This is a genomic window from Paenisporosarcina antarctica, assembly GCF_004367585.1.
GTDB classification, from domain to species: Bacteria; Bacillota; Bacilli; order Bacillales_A; family Planococcaceae; genus Paenisporosarcina; species Paenisporosarcina antarctica.
This window is the reverse complement of sequence record NZ_CP038015.1, coordinates 476,093-492,500: the sequence shown is the minus strand read 5'-3', so window position 1 is coordinate 492,500 and position 16,408 is coordinate 476,093. Positions and strand designations below refer to the sequence as shown.

Below are 16,408 nucleotides of genomic sequence, written 5' to 3'. Positions count from 1 at the left end.
CCTGCCGCAACCCCTGCACTTGATTCAATATATGAAGTAGTTGTCGACGTACCGAACACAGCTCCCGTTACTGTTGCTAAAGAATCTGCAAGTAACGCTTTGCCAGCACGAGGTAACTTGTTATCTTTCATTAATCCAGCTTGATTTGCAACAGATACCAAAGTTCCTGCTGTGTCAAAGAAATCTACAAACAAAAATGTGAGGACAACGATTAAAAATGGATACGTAAGTAATGAACCTGGGTCATTAAATATAGGTTCAAAAGCTACACCGAAAGTTGGTGCTACGCTTGGAACTTTTCCAATTATAGATGAAGGAATATCAACTAAACTGAAAATCATACCCACAACAGCTGTTAGAAGCATACCGTAAAAGATACCGCCTTTAATACCACGAGCCATAAAAATAACGGTTATGAATAATCCGAATATCGCTAACAATGTATTTCCTGCAGATAAATCACCAAGCCCAACAAGAGTTGCAGGGTTTTCTACGATGATTCCTGCATTACGTAGTCCAATAAATGCTATGAACAAACCAATACCCGCTCCAACTGCATATTTCAATTCAGCGGGAATCGCATTAATAATTTTCTCTCGAATACCTGTTAATGATAGACCAATAAAAATGAGTCCTGAAAATAAAACACCTGTTAATGCTGTTTCCCACGGGATACCATACGTTAAGACAACAGTATAAGCAAAAAATGCATTTAATCCCATCCCGGGAGCAAGGGCTATTGGATACTTGGCGAGTAGCCCCATAAAGATAGATCCGACGGCAGCTGCTAAAGCCGTGGCTACGAATACCGCACCTGCGTCCATACGCATCGAGTCTGGTAAATCTGGAACAGAGTCTAATGATAATACTAGTGGGTTAACGATTAAGATATACGCCATTGATAAGAATGTTGTTAATCCACCGATAATCTCACGACGGTAGTTAGTTCCGAGTTCTTCAAATTGAAAATACTTTTTCATGTTTTTCCTCCGTGTTGTCGTGTACACACATTAGTTTCTTCTATAATAGAAGCTTTCTTAAAATACCTCTCTCAAAGTAACTCGGATTTCCTTAGAAGAAACCTGCTTTCAAAAGAGTTTAAGTGGTTCACTAAGCTTATTATTATAAAAACAAAAAAGCATGCGACAAAAAAGTCGCATGCTTCCGATTATCATATCACCCAAGGGTCTATGAATGAAGAAAGACGAAAGAGTTCGTCTTTCTAAATCGTAGTCGAGTCATTTATGGTAACTCGGTAGAAACTTTCGGGCCATATTCCCGACATTATACGACGACATTATTTAATTACAATAGAAATAATAACATTAACGCTACATGATTTCAATCTGTTTTCCGAACATTTTAAAAAAAAAAACGTTTAACGTTCGTAAATAACAGCGATTCCCAATTGGTCTGTTTATTCCCACTCAATTGTTGCTGGTGGCTTACTCGTAATATCGTACAACACACGGTTAATATGTGGTACTTCATTTACTATACGTACACTGATTTTCTCTAGAACATCCCACGGCACACGAGCCCAGTCAGAAGTCATTCCATCGATAGATGTAACTGCACGAATTCCTATTGCGTAATCATACGTACGGGCATCTCCCATAACACCTACGCTACGAATGTCAGGTAGCACTGTGAAGTATTGCCAAATATCACGTTGTAGACCCGCCTTAACTACTTCTTGATGTAAAATCGCATCAGACTCACGAACAATTTTAAGTTTTTCCTCTGTAATTGCTCCTAAAACACGAATCCCAAGACCTGGACCAGGGAATGGTTGGCGCCATACGATTTCATCCGGCATTCCAAGCTCTGTTCCAAGGGCACGTACTTCGTCTTTAAATAAAGTTTTTAATGGTTCAATTAACTTAAACTGCATATCTTTAGGTAAACCACCAACATTGTGATGGGATTTAATTGTTTGTGCAGTAGCTGTACCACTTTCAATAATGTCTGTGTAAAGAGTTCCTTGTGCAAGGAAGTCCATACCTTCTAATTTTGACGCTTCATCGTCGAATACATAAATGAATTCATTGCCGATAATTTTACGCTTTGTTTCAGGATCCGATACGCCCTCTAGTTTGCTCATGAAACGTTCTTGTGCATCTATTTTAATTACATTCATGTTGAATCCGTCAGCGAACATCTTCATAACGCTTTCAGCTTCACCTTTACGCAGTAAACCGTGATCGACAAACATACATGTTAATTGATCACCAATTGCTTTGTAGAGTAATACGGCTACTACAGAAGAATCTACTCCACCACTTAAAGCACATAATACTTTTTTATCGCCAACTTCATGGCGAATTTTTTCGATTTCAAGTTCAATAAAGCCTTCCATTGACCAATCGCCTTTTGCCTTACATATGCCAAATACGAATTGGCGAATTATTTCAATACCATAAACAGAATGACGTACTTCTGGGTGGAATTGAACGGCATATAATCCTCTTGATTCATCAGCCATTGCTGCTACTGAACAAGATGGGCTTGTCGCTACTACTTCAAAACCTTCTGGAGCAACTGTTACATGATCACCATGACTCATCCATACAACTTGTTCGTTTGGTAGATCTTTGAATAAAGGAGTTTCTTTAACTACGGAGATTTCGGCTTTTCCGTACTCACGATGTGTAGCCTTTTCAACTTTTCCACCATAATGAAGAGACATTAATTGCATACCGTAGCAAATCCCTAAGATTGGCACATTTAAATCAAAGATTGCAGGATCGACGTGAAATGCATTTTCATCGTATACCGAATTTGGGCCACCCGAGAAAATAATACCTGTAGCATTCATCCCTTTTATATCTTCAGCCGTAATTGTGTGTGGGTGTAATTCACTATAAACACCAAACTCACGAATACGACGTGTAATTAACTGATTGTATTGACTACCAAAATCTAGTACAACGATTTTTTCTTGTTCTTTTAAGATAGGAGTTGCTGACAATGTGTACACCTCTTCATTTAGATTATCCTGCCCCAATTAACAAAAAAAACGCGTACGAAAGAAAACCTTTCTACGCGTTCTTTTGCTCTACTTAAGAAAAGTGCAAAGTGTCGTTCAGTCTGACGCTTGGAACTAGACAATAAGTCTATCTTTTCTTATGAAAAAGGCGAAATCAAACAAACGTCCAATAGTAGACATGTTTGAATTCGCCTTCATAGTCAAGTCATTTCCGGCGACTTGGTAGAGACATCCGAACCGTATCATCGGACATATATAAGGGCAAACGGTCTGTATAATTTTTCTCAATTCTACAGGTAGTTTGACTTAAAATCAACCGCTTGTCCTATTGATTAAGTTTTCCCAAGATTCTCTCAGTTTCAACCATTCATGTGCCTCTATATTTCTTCCATAAAAGCCCTTTTCATAAGCAATTGTTAACATTCTCATATCTTTTGAATCGAAGAAACCATCTACATAATTCGCATACGATTGCAGAGTCTGCCCTTCTCTTCGTGCCACACCATACAACGCGAGTTGCTTTAATAAACGGTGATAGCTATTTTCAAAAGAATTCCAATCATCTTTACGTAATCGATAGTAAGGCACTAACAGTTTGGGCATCCATTTTTGTCGAATACGGAACAAGACTACAAGAAATCCTATCGCAACTATACTCCAGAGAATTATTCGCCCTCGATTATTTGAAATCCAACCCATAAAATTTTGCATGGTTTCTGTAAATCTTTCAGAAATTGATTTATTATCTTCAATTTCTGTTGGTTGTGGTTTTTTCGGTTGTTCTGGCACAACTGCTTCTTCAGGTTCTTCTGTAGAGTCTAATTCTAAGTCGTAATCAATATTTCCTGTTCCACTAAATCCAATAGTTGGCTCAAACGGCATCCAACCTACACCTGGAAAATATGCCTCAACCCACGAGTGAGCATTATTATTTGTAACTTCGTATACTCTATCACCATTGTTATTTTCTATTTCTTCTCCTTCAGCAAATCCTTTTACCCATCGAGCTGGGATATCTAGAGATCGAAGCAAAACAACCATAGATGTCGAGAAATTATCACAATATCCCCGTTTTGTATCGAACAAGAATTGATCTACATAATCTTGATTTGCCTCTGGAATGCTAATATTACTTTGATCGTATATGAAGCCATTCTGTGAAAAGTAACGTTCAATCGCTCGAGCTTTATCATACAAATTTGTTTGATTTTCAGTAATTGATTGTGATAGTTCTCTTACCCGCTCCGGTAATTCTTCTGGTAGTTGTAAATAGCGATCAAACTCTGGAGTTACCTCTGCCAACGATTCAATTGTGGTTGCTCTTAAATCAGTTAAACTAAACTTGGGTTCACTAAACGATATACTATATTGCTTTAATTCGACCAAATCATTCCCCTGGAACGTATTAATTTTTTGTGAATTTTTTTCAAATGCAAAAGTTGTCTCTACCGTTGCATCTGCAGCAACTGAACCATATGGATACATTAGAAATGGATATTCTAAATTAAATGAATACTGTGCTACATCCTGATCTTCAACTGGCCCAGGCGCGATTCCACTTTCAAAGACATCACCAGGATTGAAGACAGTTGTGCCATCTGACACGACAGATTGTTCCCATCCTTTTGACGTATAGGTATCTTTCGTTTCAATTTTCCAGTACTGGGGTGTTTGCACGATTGCTTCAAAGACAACTGTAGAATCAGAACGGAATCCTCCGCCTAAAACAGAATCATCTTCGCCATAACCAATTTTCCCTATCCCACCGGATCTTCCCGGTGCTGTTCCTGCCCCTTCAGCAAATGATTGAATAAAAGGAACAGGATCCACCCACACAGGACCTGCCTTTGGTAGTAGATAACCAAGTGAGCCACTAAATGCTACTACCACAATAAGCGGAATAATTAGAGACGCGTAGTTCCCTCGAGACGCGGAAATGTGGTTTTGTTCCAGTATTTGAGCTACTTTTAACAAACCAGATAATAACAACCCTAGTATCATGACACGAGGAATCGATTCAACACCTTGATACGGACTAAAAGTATCAAGAGCCGCAATAAATATAACGGTCATGAAGAAAAACAAGAAAATAGTCAATCGGACTGTTATCCAATGATGTATTAAATAAGTTGTCATCCATAACAGTGCAAAAAACAACACGGTTCGAAAAGTATCGGTAACTACTGCCCAATCACCACTGATTAGAGCAAAAATATTTATCATCGCATCACTGAACAGAAATGAAATAGCTTCTTTTGTAAAAAACACTTCCCCTGTATAAACAAATATAATGACCCATGACATATACAATAGTTTCCCGGGACCCGACAGCCACCAAGGAACAGAGAAAAAGCTAAACACAAAACATAACGCAATAAAAGCTAAGAAAATAGATAAGTAATTGGTTTTCGTTAATTCCATAACTGGGAGTAGCCATTCACGTAACAAGAAGAACACAAGCACATAAAATATGCCTTGCAACCATTTATTTTGAAGACCATTTTTCATGAGCGTCCCACCTCCGTAAAGGCATTTGCAAAATGATCTGGAGAAAGCACGTGAATAATCATTCCTCTAGAACGAGCAAGTTTATGCATAACCCCCGCTTGTTTTGATAGTTTTTCCCCCTTTTTAATGACGACAAAAACCGTACATTGACGTAAATTTTTGGCTGATTTCGGAATAGCCTCAATCAATCCTGCCGTTAAATCTCCAGTGATGAGTAAAACTGATGTAGCACTCGACATCGCCGGATCTCTTGGCAACATTTGCTCGATTGGTTTTTTTAAATCATCTTCTACTTTCGCCAAGTGAAACATTGTCCTTTGTAATTGATCTTCACTTTTAACCGTTGGAAAATAAAAACGTGTGGCTCCTAAAGATAAAAATGCTGCACTTGCTTGATTTCGAACAACCGCTTGTAATACTGACGCGGTTAATTCAATTTGTTCTTCAAAATTATCCGATGGTTTTCGATCAGTTATTATGAATAATTCTTGAGACTCTCTATCTTCAAACTCTTTAGTACGGAGTGTTTGTGTACGGGCGAAAGATTTCCAATGAATCCATGATACGCGGTCACCAGGTTGGTAGTCTCGAACACCCGTAGCCATTGTTGTATCTTTTACAATGGTGAAAGGAGAGGCAACAGCCCCTTGTTCATATCGAGTTTCAATCGGCATAAATATCATCTCCGTTATATTCGGATAGACAAGTACCATTTGTTTTATTGGTAGGATTTGAGATTTCTTGACCCATCCAAAAAAGTCACTAACGGTAATTTCAATTCCGTCCAATGTATGTTCACCACGCGGCATATGATCAATTTCATAGGTCCATTCGATTATTCGTTGAAACCCCACCATTTTAATTGTTTTTAACTGGGATGAATCCATATGACGAATGAGTTGTAAGCTTTGTGTCATTTCTTTTACAACTAAATAAAGCATCGGAAATCTAGAAGTTCTTATTAACTTCACCGTTACGATGAGTTTATCACCTTTACGTATTTGAGGTGTCTGAATGAAACGTTCAACTTGTATTTTTGAGATTGGGATGAAGAAAAATATGATGGAATATAAGGCAAATGGAAGCACAGTATAAAATATAAACCAGCTAACGAATCCACCTTGAAACATCGCAAAAGTAAACGCAGAGATTAATAGAAAAATAACAAACAGGAGACGCAGTCCTAATGCCAACGAAGAGTTTATTCGTTTCATTGTTTAACAAGCCTTTTAATCGGAACATTTGTTTTCGTTAAAATACGTCCAATAATTTCTTCAGTTGTAACACCATCATAGCGTGCTTCTGAACGTAAAATCATTCGATGACTAAAGACGAATGGTGCTAAATATTGAACATCATCTGGCGTAACAAAGTCTCTACCTCGTAACATTGCTAACGCTTGTGATGCTTTCATTAATGCTAGAGATCCCCGAGGACTTACACCCAAATATATATAAGAATCTTTTCTGGTTCGGTTAGCCAAATCGACAATATAATTTTTGATGGTATCATCGACCATTACGTCTTTTACTTCTTGTTGCAAAAGAATGAGGTCTTCAAGTGAAATGACAGGTTTTAAGTCTTCAAGTGGAGATGATTTTTCAGCTCTTTTTAACACTTCAATTTCTTCTGCATGTGAAGGATAACCCATTCTAAGTTTAAGTAAGAAACGGTCCAATTGTGCTTCTGGAAGCGGATACGTACCTTCATATTCAATTGGATTTTGTGTGGCCATTACAAAGAACGGTTTAGGAATCATCATCGTTTCTCCATCGATTGTTACCGATGCTTCTTCCATTCCCTCGAGAAGTGCTGATTGAGTTTTAGGTGAAGTTCGATTGATTTCATCTGCTAATACGATATTCCCCATAATTGGACCTGGTCTAAATTGAAATTCCATGTCTTTGGGATTATATATTGATACACCAATTACATCTGAAGGCAGTAAGTCGGGCGTAAATTGAATACGTTTGAATTGAGCGCCTACTGATTTCGCTAATGCACGCACCATAACCGTCTTACCAACACCCGGAACATCTTCAAGTAAAACATGTCCTTGAGCGATTAACGCAACTACACATAGCTCTGCAATATCTCGTTTCCCTATAATTACTCGCTCTATATTATCTATAATCGAATGCATTTTTTCTTGGTTTTTCATGTCTCTACTCCCCCAGTTGTTGTGTTGAATTTTTGTATTTGTTAGAAAATTGACACATTATAAGTCCATTTTACCTAATACTTTGATACTTAACAACTTATTAGAGTACAAAAAAGCACACATAGCATAGTGCTACATGTGCTTGAATTTATTTCCAAAAATCATCAAAGACGGTAATAGGCATATGTCTTTTATGTTTTGAGCGTAAATAATGATTTTCAATTTGTTCTTTTGACTCAGTTGGAATCTTTTTTCCTTCTAAATAATCATCTATTTGATCATATGAAACACCTAAAGCAATCTCATCTGGTAACGCAGGACGATCTTCTTCTAAATCCGCAGTAGGAATTTTTGTATATAAATGTTCCGGACAACCTAGAACTATTAATAGTTGTTTCCCTTGTCGCTTATTTAATCGAGAAATAGGCACTAAGTCGGCTCCACCATCACCATATTTAGTATAAAAACCAGTGACGGCTTCTGCTGCATGATCTGTTCCAAGGACGACTGCATCGTGCATAGCCGCAATTGAGTATTGAACTTTCATTCTTTCACGTGCTTTTTCATTTCCTTTAGCAAAGTCAGAAAGGGTAATCCCAGAGGTATCAAGTGCATGTTTACTTGCATCGACTGCATTTTTTATATTCACCGTATAAATTTTAGATGGTTGTATGAAATTTAGTGCGTCGTGACAATCATCTTCATCAAACTGAACGCCATAAGGCAATCGAACCGCATTAAAAGAATAGGCTTGTGCTCCCAGTTCATCATTTAATTCATCTACCGCCATTTGAGCAAGCTTGCCAGTAAGTGCAGAATCTTGACCACCTGAAATACCAAGAACCAATCCTTTTAAGAATGAATGCTTTTTTAAATAATTTTTCATAAAATCAATGGATATACGTATTTCTTGTTTGGCGTCAATCGATGGTTTAACTTTCAATTCTTCAATAATTGTCTTTTGCAAGTTTGTCATCATAGTCACTCCTTTAAGAGTAATGCATCCTATCTACCATTTCTTTTATCTCTTGGATATTTCGCATCTTGTTATCCCAACATTTTTGGCTTAAATCTACTGGATATTCTTCTGGATTTAAAGAACGTTTGTATTCATCCCATAGTAATTCTAAGTTAGCAGTTGCGTAATCCCTCATTGCAAACAACGTTGGATTCGAATAAATAACTTGTCCATTTTCAATGACTTTTGTATGCAGCTCTTTTGCTTCAAAGTTCGTCACAAATTTCGAAACAAAGGTATGAACTGGATGGAACATTTTTAATCGGTGTTCATGAGTAGGGTCTTCATCAAACATCGTAATATAATCGCCTTCTGCTTTGCCATTTTCTCGATCAATTATACGATACAGTTTTTTCCTACCCGGCGTCGTTACCTTTTCAGAAGTAGATGAAATTTTAATTGTATCTTCCATTACACCTTTTTCATCTTCAATTGAAACAATTTTATATACTGCACCAAGAGCGGGTTGGTCATACGCGGTAATTAACTTTGTGCCAATGCCCCACATATCCACTTTCGCACCTTGGGCTTTTAAGTTTAAAATTGTATATTCATCTAAATCATTTGACACGACGATTTTCGCATCCGTAAAGCCCGCTTCATCTAACATACGACGTGACTCTTTTGATAGGAATGAAATATCTCCACTATCCAAACGAATTCCAACGAAATTGATTTTATCTCCAAGTTCTTTTGCTACTTGAATGGCAGTTGGAACACCGGTCTTTAATGTATTGTAAGTATCTACAAGGAATACACAATCTTTATGTCGTTTGGCATATGCATGGAAAGCTTCATATTCATTTTTGTATGCTTGAACAAGCGAATGCGCATGTGTTCCTGCAACAGGAATACCGAACTTTTTGCCAGCTCTAAGATTACTTGTTGCCTCTATCCCACCAATTATGGAAGCCCGTGAGCCCCAAATTGCTGCATCCATTTCTTGAGCACGTCTCGTACCGAATTCCATAACTGTATCGGTTTTGACGATTTGTTTAATACGACTTGCTTTCGTTGCAATTAAGGTTTGGTAATTGACAATATTCAGGAGTGCTGTTTCAATGAGTTGCGCTTCAACCAGTGGAGCCTCAATGCGCATAATTGGTTCATTGGCAAAAACGAGCTCACCTTCAATCATCGAATACACATCTCCGGTGAACCTGACTTCACGCAAATAACTAATAAAGTCTTCCTTGTATCCAAGCTCTAGCTGCAAATACGCAAGATCGCTATCCGTAAACTGGAAATCCCGAAGAAAATCTAGTACCCTCTCTAAACCTGCAAAAATTGCATAGCCATTACCAAAGGGTAAATTGCGGAAAAACAGCTCAAACACCGCTTTACGATTATGTATACCATCAGCCCAGTAAGTTTCTGCCATATTTATTTGATATAAGTCCGTATGTAATGCAAATCCATCATCTGCATATTTCGACACCATCTAAAACCCTTCTTCCACGATCACAATTGTCATAAGTATACACCATTTAATCAAAATCTAAAATTCCCTAAGAAAAACGCAAACCATATAAAAATCGGTTTGCGCAGTTTTATTATACACCCATTTTTCTACGTGTATTACTTACTTTTTTCGTTTGTTGGCTTTGCATTACTTTCGATGATTTCGATGTACTTCCTTTAGCGTTGTTATCGGAAGTTAGGTTTTTCTTTGCTTCTAATTGTTTTTGCATCGCTTCTTTTAAGCTTAATTTTTTCTTCGGCACATCTTGTTGGTTTGTTTCATTATTTTCAGTCATATATAGTCCTCCTTTAGATCAAATGATGATCAGTCTCTGCTTTTCTCTATTATACTCGATACTCGACGATTACTGGAAATTTTCTATACTTATGCTTACTAATTCTTTACACCTTCATCTGGCACATTCGCATTTTCTTTATTACGAAAGAAAAAAACGTCAGTATTTGTTACATATTTCCCTCATTATTTTCAATCAATTATCCTAGCTACTAATATCCTTGTTATTCTTTTTTATGCTTATTATGCATACAATAATGGAAGGAGGTTTTTGATTTTGAACAGAAAATTTGATTGGATACCTGTCGTCTTAATTTCTTTAATAGCTCAATATATCATCCTACAGTTGTTACTCTATATTGAACTTAATGTAGATCATTCAACGTCACAAGATGTACTCGTTAAAATTAATTTCTTCATTGTTGCCATTATCGGTGGATTAGTAGCCATGCACTTTTACATTAAGAATTCACCACATCTTGGCGGAATATGCGCAACTCTTTTCATCGTTCTATATCAATTGTATCTTGGCAATAGCACCATTAGTGGCTCAGCACTTTTTGTGTTAGTTATTGCATACTTGGTTGGCTACTTAGGGGCCCTATTGTACTCAAATAAAGTGGTCAATAAACGTATTAGGTAGCTTCTTTTGAGTACTCGACTAAAGCTAAGCCTTTCGTTAGTTCAATGAACTCATGAAAGGTTTTTCACATTCCCTTTAAGCTCCAAAACAATCGGACAATGATCACTTCCATGTATTTGTGGATGTATATATGCATCAACTAATCTTTCACATAGTCGGTTTGACGTAATGAAGTAATCAATTCTCCATCCGATATTACGCTCTCTCACCGTGGCCATGTAAGACCACCATGTAAAGGCTTCTTCTTTCTCCGGATAAAAATGACGGAACGTATCTGTAAATCCTTCATCTAGTAATCCCGTCATCTTTCCTCGTTCCTCTATTGTAAAGCCTGAATTGCCTTTATTTGATTTAGCATTTTTTAAATCTATTTGTTGATGCGCCACATTTAAATCTCCACACATAATCACTGGTTTTGTTAGATCTAAGTGCTTCAAATAGGCACGCATTTCATCTTCCCATTCTAAGCGGTAAGGAAGTCTTGTTAAATCTCGCTTCGCATTGGGTGTATAGACATTCACTAAATAAAACTGATCGTATTCTAATGTAAGTATTCTACCTTCAGCTTCTTCAGTTAAATCTCCTACTCCATACTTTACTGAGATTGGTTTTTCCTTTGTAAAGACAGCTGTACCTGAATACCCTTTTTTTACTGCATAATTCCAATATTGATAATATCCTTCTAACTGTAAATCAATTTGCCCAGCTTGTAACTTCGTCTCTTGCAGGCAAAAAATATCCGCATTCACTTCATGAAAATAATCTATAAATCCTTTTTTCACACAAGCCCTAATGCCGTTCACATTCCAAGAAACTAGTTTCATCGTGATAACCCCTTTTATTGACTCTATTCTATGTATATATGAACAATACCAAGAATGCTATATTATTCCCTACAATATAACAAACCTTCATACGTTCAGTACACTAAAAATAAGAGAAAAGCAGGATTAAGGGTAATTGAAACCTTAATCCTGCTCTTCTATTTAGATTATTTCCATATCGTGTGAAATGAACCTTCTACATCTGTACGCTCATATGTGTGAGCCCCAAAATAATCACGTTGTGCTTGCAATAGATTGGCAGTCGAGTAACCAGTTCGATAACTATCATAATAAGTAAGAGCAGCACTTAAAGAAGGGAACGCCATACCTGACATCATACTTTCAGCTACCACTTTTCTCATCCCTATTTGATATGCTTTCGTTTTTTCAACAAAGTATGGTGCAATCAATAAATTTGTTGTAGATTCTTGTGCTCCAAAAGCTTCACTAATTGTGTTTAAAAACTCCGCTCGTATGATACAACCACCACGGAAAATAAGCGCAATGTCTTGTAATGGCAAGTTCCAATCATTGATTTTTGACGTTACTTTATATTGAGTAAAGCCTTGTGCATAGGCACAAATTTTCCCCATATATAAGGCTTGTCTAACAGATTCAACCCATTCTTCTTGATCTACTGGTTCATTAGTAGTTTCTGGACCAGCTAAGATACTTGCTGCATGTAATCGTTCTTCTTTTACATGTGAGATGTAACGAGCAAATAATGATTCTGTAATAATGGATACGGGAATTCCGTTATCAATTGCTTGTATACTCGTCCATTTACCTGTGCCATTTTGGCCAGTTTTGTCTAAAATTACATCGACAAGTGGTAAACCTGTTTTTTCATCTTGCTTTCTTAATATATCGGCTGTGATTTCAATCAGATAACTTTTCAGTTCCCCTTGATTCCATGTTTCAAAAATATCAGCAATTTCATTGAGAGGGATATGTAGTTTTTCTCTCAAAAAAGTATAGGCTTCTGCAATGAGTTGCATATCGGCATACTCAATTCCATTATGCACCATTTTCACAAAATGACCTGCACCTTTAGGACCCATATACGCACAGCAAGGGTTTCCTTCAACTTGAGCAGCAATTTTAGTGAAAATAGATGCTACTTTTTCATATACTTCTTTTTCGCCGCCAATCATGATGGAAGGACCTTTCAAGGCTCCTTCTTCCCCACCAGAAACACCAATACCTAAATAATCAATGTCTTGTGACTTCAATTCATCAAATCTTCGGGCCGTGTCTTGATAGTTTGAATTACCACCGTCCATGATAATATCGCCTGGCTCAAGGTATGGTACTAATGATTTAATCACTGAATCTACAACATTCCCAGCAGTGACCATCATGAAAATTTTTCTTGGTGACTGTAAAGACTGCACAAATTCTTGCACATCGTAATATGGATAAAGTTGTTGTTGTTCGATATCTTTTACTAGCAAGTCCGTTAAATCTCTTGTGTAATTATAGACAGCTACATGTTCACCTTTACTTGCCATATTCATCGCAATACTTCTTCCCATTACACCTAGACCCATAACACCAATTGTATTACTCATATATTTTCTATCTCCTTTTTAAACAATTAGACTTAATAATAGAATAAACCCTAATCCAGCAACAGAAATAATCGTTTCAAGTAATGTCCATGTTGCAAATGTTTCTTTCATCGTCAAACCAAAAAACTCTTTAAACATCCAGAAACCAGCATCATTAACATGTGAAGCGATTAAACTACCTGCTCCAGTTGCAAGTACGACCAAAGCTAAGTTAACGTCAGTTGTACCTAACAGAGGAATAACTAAACCGGCCGTTGTTAAAGCCGCAACCGTTGCAGATCCTAAAGCGATTCGTAAAATAGCAGCGATCATCCACGCCAGTAAGATAGGTGATAATGTCGTGTCACTAAATAATTCAGCCACGTAGTCACCAACACCACCATCAATGAGTACTTGTTTAAAAGCCCCACCACCACCAATAATTAATAGCATCATCCCAATACTTGCTATTGCTCTCGAACAAGTATTCATCACGGTTTTCATCGGTATTTTTCTTGCCAATCCCATGGTATAAACGGCAAGCAATAAAGATAATAACATTGCAGTAGAAGCATTACTTACAAAACGCACGACTTCAAATAACATATTATCTGCAATATCATTTGTTTGTTGAATCATGGTAATAATTGTTCCGATAGCCATTAAGATAACAGGAAACATTGCTGTAAATACACTGATACCAAAACTAGGTGTATCTTCTATTTTAAATGTTTTTTGTTCACCTAAAGAAGCAATATCACCTGTTTTATTAAATGAATCAGGGACAAGTTTTTTAGCAAGCTTTGTAAATAATGGCCCTGCTAAAATGACAGTTGGAATGGCAATAATAAAACCGTAAAGTAATACTTCACCAATATTTGCACCATACTCTCCGGCAATTACTGTCGGTCCAGGGTGAGGTGGTAAAAATCCGTGAGTCACCGATAAAGCAGCTGCCATCGGAATTCCTAAGTATAGAATAGACACTCGTAATTGTTTTGAAATCGAAAATACAATCGGAATTAATAGTACTAATCCTACTTCAAAGAATAAGGCAACTCCGATAATGAATGAAGCAACTACAACAGCCCATTGAATATTTTTTTCTCCGAATTTATCGATTAAGGTCATCGCAATACGTTGCGCGCCTCCAGAATCTGCAATTAAACTACCTAACATCGCACCTAGACCAAATATTAAAGCTAAATGTCCAAGTGTTCCGCCAAGTCCAGACTCAATTGAACCAACAACGCTATCTAGTGGCATACCTAAAGCTAAAGCAACTCCAAAAGATACAATGATTAATGACACAAAGGTGTTTAATTTGAACCCCATAATTAAAACTAGTAACGAAACAATACCTATCGCGACAATAACTAACGGCATGACAATTCCTCCAATATTGAATGTTTATTCTTTTTTAATTAAATTTCGTTGATACTTTGCAATGCTTGTATATTCTTTTTCCAATACTCTCGATATATTAATAAATATTGGTAGAAGCTCTCTGTATTCTTGCACATCGGATTCAATAGGCGTGTGCTTAAATGTAGTACCAATCATGTCAGAAACCACATCAAACGAATCAACTTTTCCGGTAGCATATAGCCCTAAAATACAAGCCCCAAGACAGGAGCTTTCATAGCTTTCCGGAACAATCACTTCCACATCAAATATATCAGCCATCATTTGTCGCCAAACATCTGATCTTGCGAATCCGCCAGTTGCTTTTATTCGGGTAACCGGTTCATCCATCACTTCGAGTAAGGCTAAAAATACGGTGTAAAGATTGTAAATGACACCTTCAAGTGCTGCCCGAATCATATGTTCCTTCTTGTGGGTCATCGTTAAACCAAAAAATGAGCCTCTCACATCAGGATTCCACAATGGAGCACGTTCACCAGCTAGGTATGGATGGAACAATAATCCATCAGCGCCAGGCCTTACCCGTTCAGCAATTCTTGTTAACACTTCATACGGATCAATGCCCAGCCTTTTTGCCGTTTCTACTTCTGACGATGCAAATTCATCTCTAATCCATCGCAGTACCATTCCACCGTTGTTGACTGGGCCACCAATGACCCAATGTTTTTCTGTTAATGCGTAGCAAAATATTCGACCCTTGTCATCAGTATGAGGATGGTCAATGATTGTTCGTATAGCGCCGCTAGTCCCAATTGTTACAGCTACTTCACCTTTACCAATGGCATCCACGCCTATATTAGAAAGCACACCATCACTTGCCCCAATGACAAATGACGTTTGTGGAGCAATGCCCATCTTTTGTGCAATTTCTGGGCTACAATTTGTGAAAATCTTAGTTGTCGGCACAAGCTCGGATAACTGATCCGGTGTAACTCCCGCTATTTGCAGTGCTTCTTCATCCCAATCTAGTTTTTTGAGATTCATCATACCCATTGCTGAAGCTAGTGAATGGTCCACTACATATCGATCAAAGAACTTTTTGAAAATGAATTCTTTAATTCCTATATATTTCTTGGCTTTGGCTGCTATTTCAGGTCGATCATTTACAATCCAAGCAATCTTGCTTAATGGGGCCATGGGATGAATAGGTGTCCCAGTCCGTTTGTACACTTCATGACCGTTTAACTCTTCTTTTATTTTACGAGTCCAACCTTCACTTCGATTATCCGCCCAAGTAATACATTGCGTCAGTGGTTGATCATTTTCATCCATCGCAATTACACTATGCATGGCACTACTAAATGAAATGAATAACAATTTTTCTGGGTTAATTTGGGAATTCGCCATTATATTTGATATAGCTTGCACTACAGCCTGAAATATCTCTTCTGGGTTCTGTTCTGCTGTTGAAATATCTGGTGTGTACAGGGGGTATCCAATATTCTCTTGTTGAATTATTTCGCCTTTTTCAGTAAATAACACAGCTTTCGTACTAGTCGTACCGATATCGACACCTAACATATAATTCGTCATA

The 16,408-nt window shown here is 37.4% G+C and carries 13 protein-coding genes and 2 riboswitches (1 of these 15 only partly in view); of the genes, 1 reads left to right on the top strand and 12 read right to left on the bottom strand.

Features of this window, described 5'->3' with window-relative positions; genetic code table 11:
- From E2636_RS02510 to E2636_RS02475, 8 genes are all read right to left on the bottom strand, one after another.
- A protein-coding gene (locus tag E2636_RS02510) for an NCS2 family permease (protein ID WP_134208714.1) crosses the window boundary here: on the bottom strand, positions 1–980 show its 5' portion. The gene continues 361 nt to the left of window position 1, outside the view; the window shows 980 of its 1,341 coding nt (coding positions 1–980); it begins with the start codon at positions 978–980; its stop codon lies off the left edge, out of view.
- Positions 981–1,210: 230 nt separating this feature from the next.
- Positions 1,211–1,312: riboswitch (purine riboswitch) on the bottom strand.
- 105 nt (positions 1,313–1,417) lie between these two features.
- Positions 1,418–2,971 (bottom strand): glutamine-hydrolyzing GMP synthase, encoded by a 1,554-nt coding sequence (gene guaA / locus E2636_RS02505; RefSeq protein ID WP_134208712.1) that lies wholly within the window; start codon positions 2,969–2,971, stop codon positions 1,418–1,420.
- Between the two features lie 195 nt (positions 2,972–3,166).
- A riboswitch (purine riboswitch) is annotated at positions 3,167–3,268 on the bottom strand.
- A gap of 33 nt (positions 3,269–3,301) precedes the next feature.
- A complete protein-coding gene (locus E2636_RS02500) occupies positions 3,302–5,497 on the bottom strand; it encodes a DUF4129 domain-containing transglutaminase family protein (RefSeq protein ID WP_134208710.1) in 2,196 nt (731 codons plus the stop codon).
- Positions 5,494–6,711, bottom strand: coding sequence for a DUF58 domain-containing protein (locus tag E2636_RS02495; RefSeq protein WP_134208708.1), 1,218 nt, complete (start codon positions 6,709–6,711; stop codon positions 5,494–5,496). The genes E2636_RS02500 and E2636_RS02495 overlap by 4 nt, the downstream gene beginning before the upstream one ends.
- Positions 6,708–7,658, bottom strand: a complete 951-nt coding sequence (locus E2636_RS02490) for an AAA family ATPase (RefSeq protein WP_134208706.1) — start codon at positions 7,656–7,658, stop codon at positions 6,708–6,710. Before E2636_RS02490 ends, E2636_RS02495 begins: the two co-directional genes overlap by 4 nt.
- Positions 7,659–7,806: 148 nt before the next feature.
- Positions 7,807–8,634 (bottom strand): NAD(+) synthase, encoded by an 828-nt coding sequence (gene nadE, locus E2636_RS02485; protein WP_134208704.1) that lies wholly within the window; start codon positions 8,632–8,634, stop codon positions 7,807–7,809.
- A gap of 13 nt (positions 8,635–8,647) precedes the next feature.
- Positions 8,648–10,117: a nicotinate phosphoribosyltransferase gene (locus E2636_RS02480; RefSeq protein WP_134208702.1), complete on the bottom strand. Its 1,470-nt coding sequence runs from the start codon at positions 10,115–10,117 to the stop codon at positions 8,648–8,650.
- 112 nt (positions 10,118–10,229) lie between these two features.
- Complete coding sequence (locus E2636_RS02475) at positions 10,230–10,433, bottom strand: hypothetical protein (RefSeq protein ID WP_134208700.1); 204 nt, start codon at positions 10,431–10,433, stop codon at positions 10,230–10,232.
- A 276-nt stretch (positions 10,434–10,709) separates the two neighbouring features.
- Here E2636_RS02475 and E2636_RS02470 point away from each other — a divergent pair, with 276 nt between their 5' ends.
- Positions 10,710–11,075 (top strand): hypothetical protein, encoded by a 366-nt coding sequence (locus E2636_RS02470; protein ID WP_134208698.1) that lies wholly within the window; start codon positions 10,710–10,712, stop codon positions 11,073–11,075.
- A gap of 50 nt (positions 11,076–11,125) precedes the next feature.
- Here E2636_RS02470 and E2636_RS02465 read toward each other — a convergent pair whose 3' ends face one another.
- The 4 genes from E2636_RS02465 to gntK form a co-directional block, all read right to left on the bottom strand.
- Positions 11,126–11,899, bottom strand: a complete 774-nt coding sequence (locus E2636_RS02465; protein WP_134208696.1) for an exodeoxyribonuclease III — start codon at positions 11,897–11,899, stop codon at positions 11,126–11,128.
- A 167-nt stretch (positions 11,900–12,066) separates the two neighbouring features.
- Positions 12,067–13,470, bottom strand: a complete 1,404-nt coding sequence (gnd, locus tag E2636_RS02460; protein WP_134208694.1) for a decarboxylating NADP(+)-dependent phosphogluconate dehydrogenase — start codon at positions 13,468–13,470, stop codon at positions 12,067–12,069.
- 18 nt (positions 13,471–13,488) lie between these two features.
- Positions 13,489–14,835 (bottom strand): GntP family permease, encoded by a 1,347-nt coding sequence (locus E2636_RS02455; RefSeq protein WP_134208693.1) that lies wholly within the window; start codon positions 14,833–14,835, stop codon positions 13,489–13,491.
- 24 nt (positions 14,836–14,859) lie between these two features.
- Positions 14,860–16,407: a gluconokinase gene (gene gntK, locus E2636_RS02450; RefSeq protein WP_134208691.1), complete on the bottom strand. Its 1,548-nt coding sequence runs from the start codon at positions 16,405–16,407 to the stop codon at positions 14,860–14,862.
- Between the last annotated feature and the right edge of the window lies 1 nt (position 16,408).

Excerpts from the sequence above, each read along its gene's own strand:
- E2636_RS02475 (WP_134208700.1), bottom strand. The coding sequence starts at position 10,433 with ATGACTGAAAATAATGAAACAAACCAACAAGATGTGCCGAAGAAAAAA.
- gntK (WP_134208691.1), bottom strand. The coding sequence starts at position 16,407 with ATGACGAATTATATGTTAGGTGTCGATATCGGTACGACTAGTACGAAA.
- E2636_RS02480 (WP_134208702.1), bottom strand. The coding sequence starts at position 10,117 with ATGGTGTCGAAATATGCAGATGATGGATTTGCATTACATACGGACTTA.
- E2636_RS02500 (WP_134208710.1), bottom strand. The coding sequence starts at position 5,497 with ATGAAAAATGGTCTTCAAAATAAATGGTTGCAAGGCATATTTTATGTG.
- nadE (WP_134208704.1), bottom strand. The coding sequence starts at position 8,634 with ATGACAAACTTGCAAAAGACAATTATTGAAGAATTGAAAGTTAAACCA.
- E2636_RS02455 (WP_134208693.1), bottom strand. The coding sequence starts at position 14,835 with ATGCCGTTAGTTATTGTCGCGATAGGTATTGTTTCGTTACTAGTTTTA.
- gnd (WP_134208694.1), bottom strand. The coding sequence starts at position 13,470 with ATGAGTAATACAATTGGTGTTATGGGTCTAGGTGTAATGGGAAGAAGT.
- E2636_RS02490 (WP_134208706.1), bottom strand. The coding sequence starts at position 7,658 with ATGAAAAACCAAGAAAAAATGCATTCGATTATAGATAATATAGAGCGA.
- E2636_RS02465 (WP_134208696.1), bottom strand. The coding sequence starts at position 11,899 with ATGAAACTAGTTTCTTGGAATGTGAACGGCATTAGGGCTTGTGTGAAA.
- E2636_RS02495 (WP_134208708.1), bottom strand. The coding sequence starts at position 6,711 with ATGAAACGAATAAACTCTTCGTTGGCATTAGGACTGCGTCTCCTGTTT.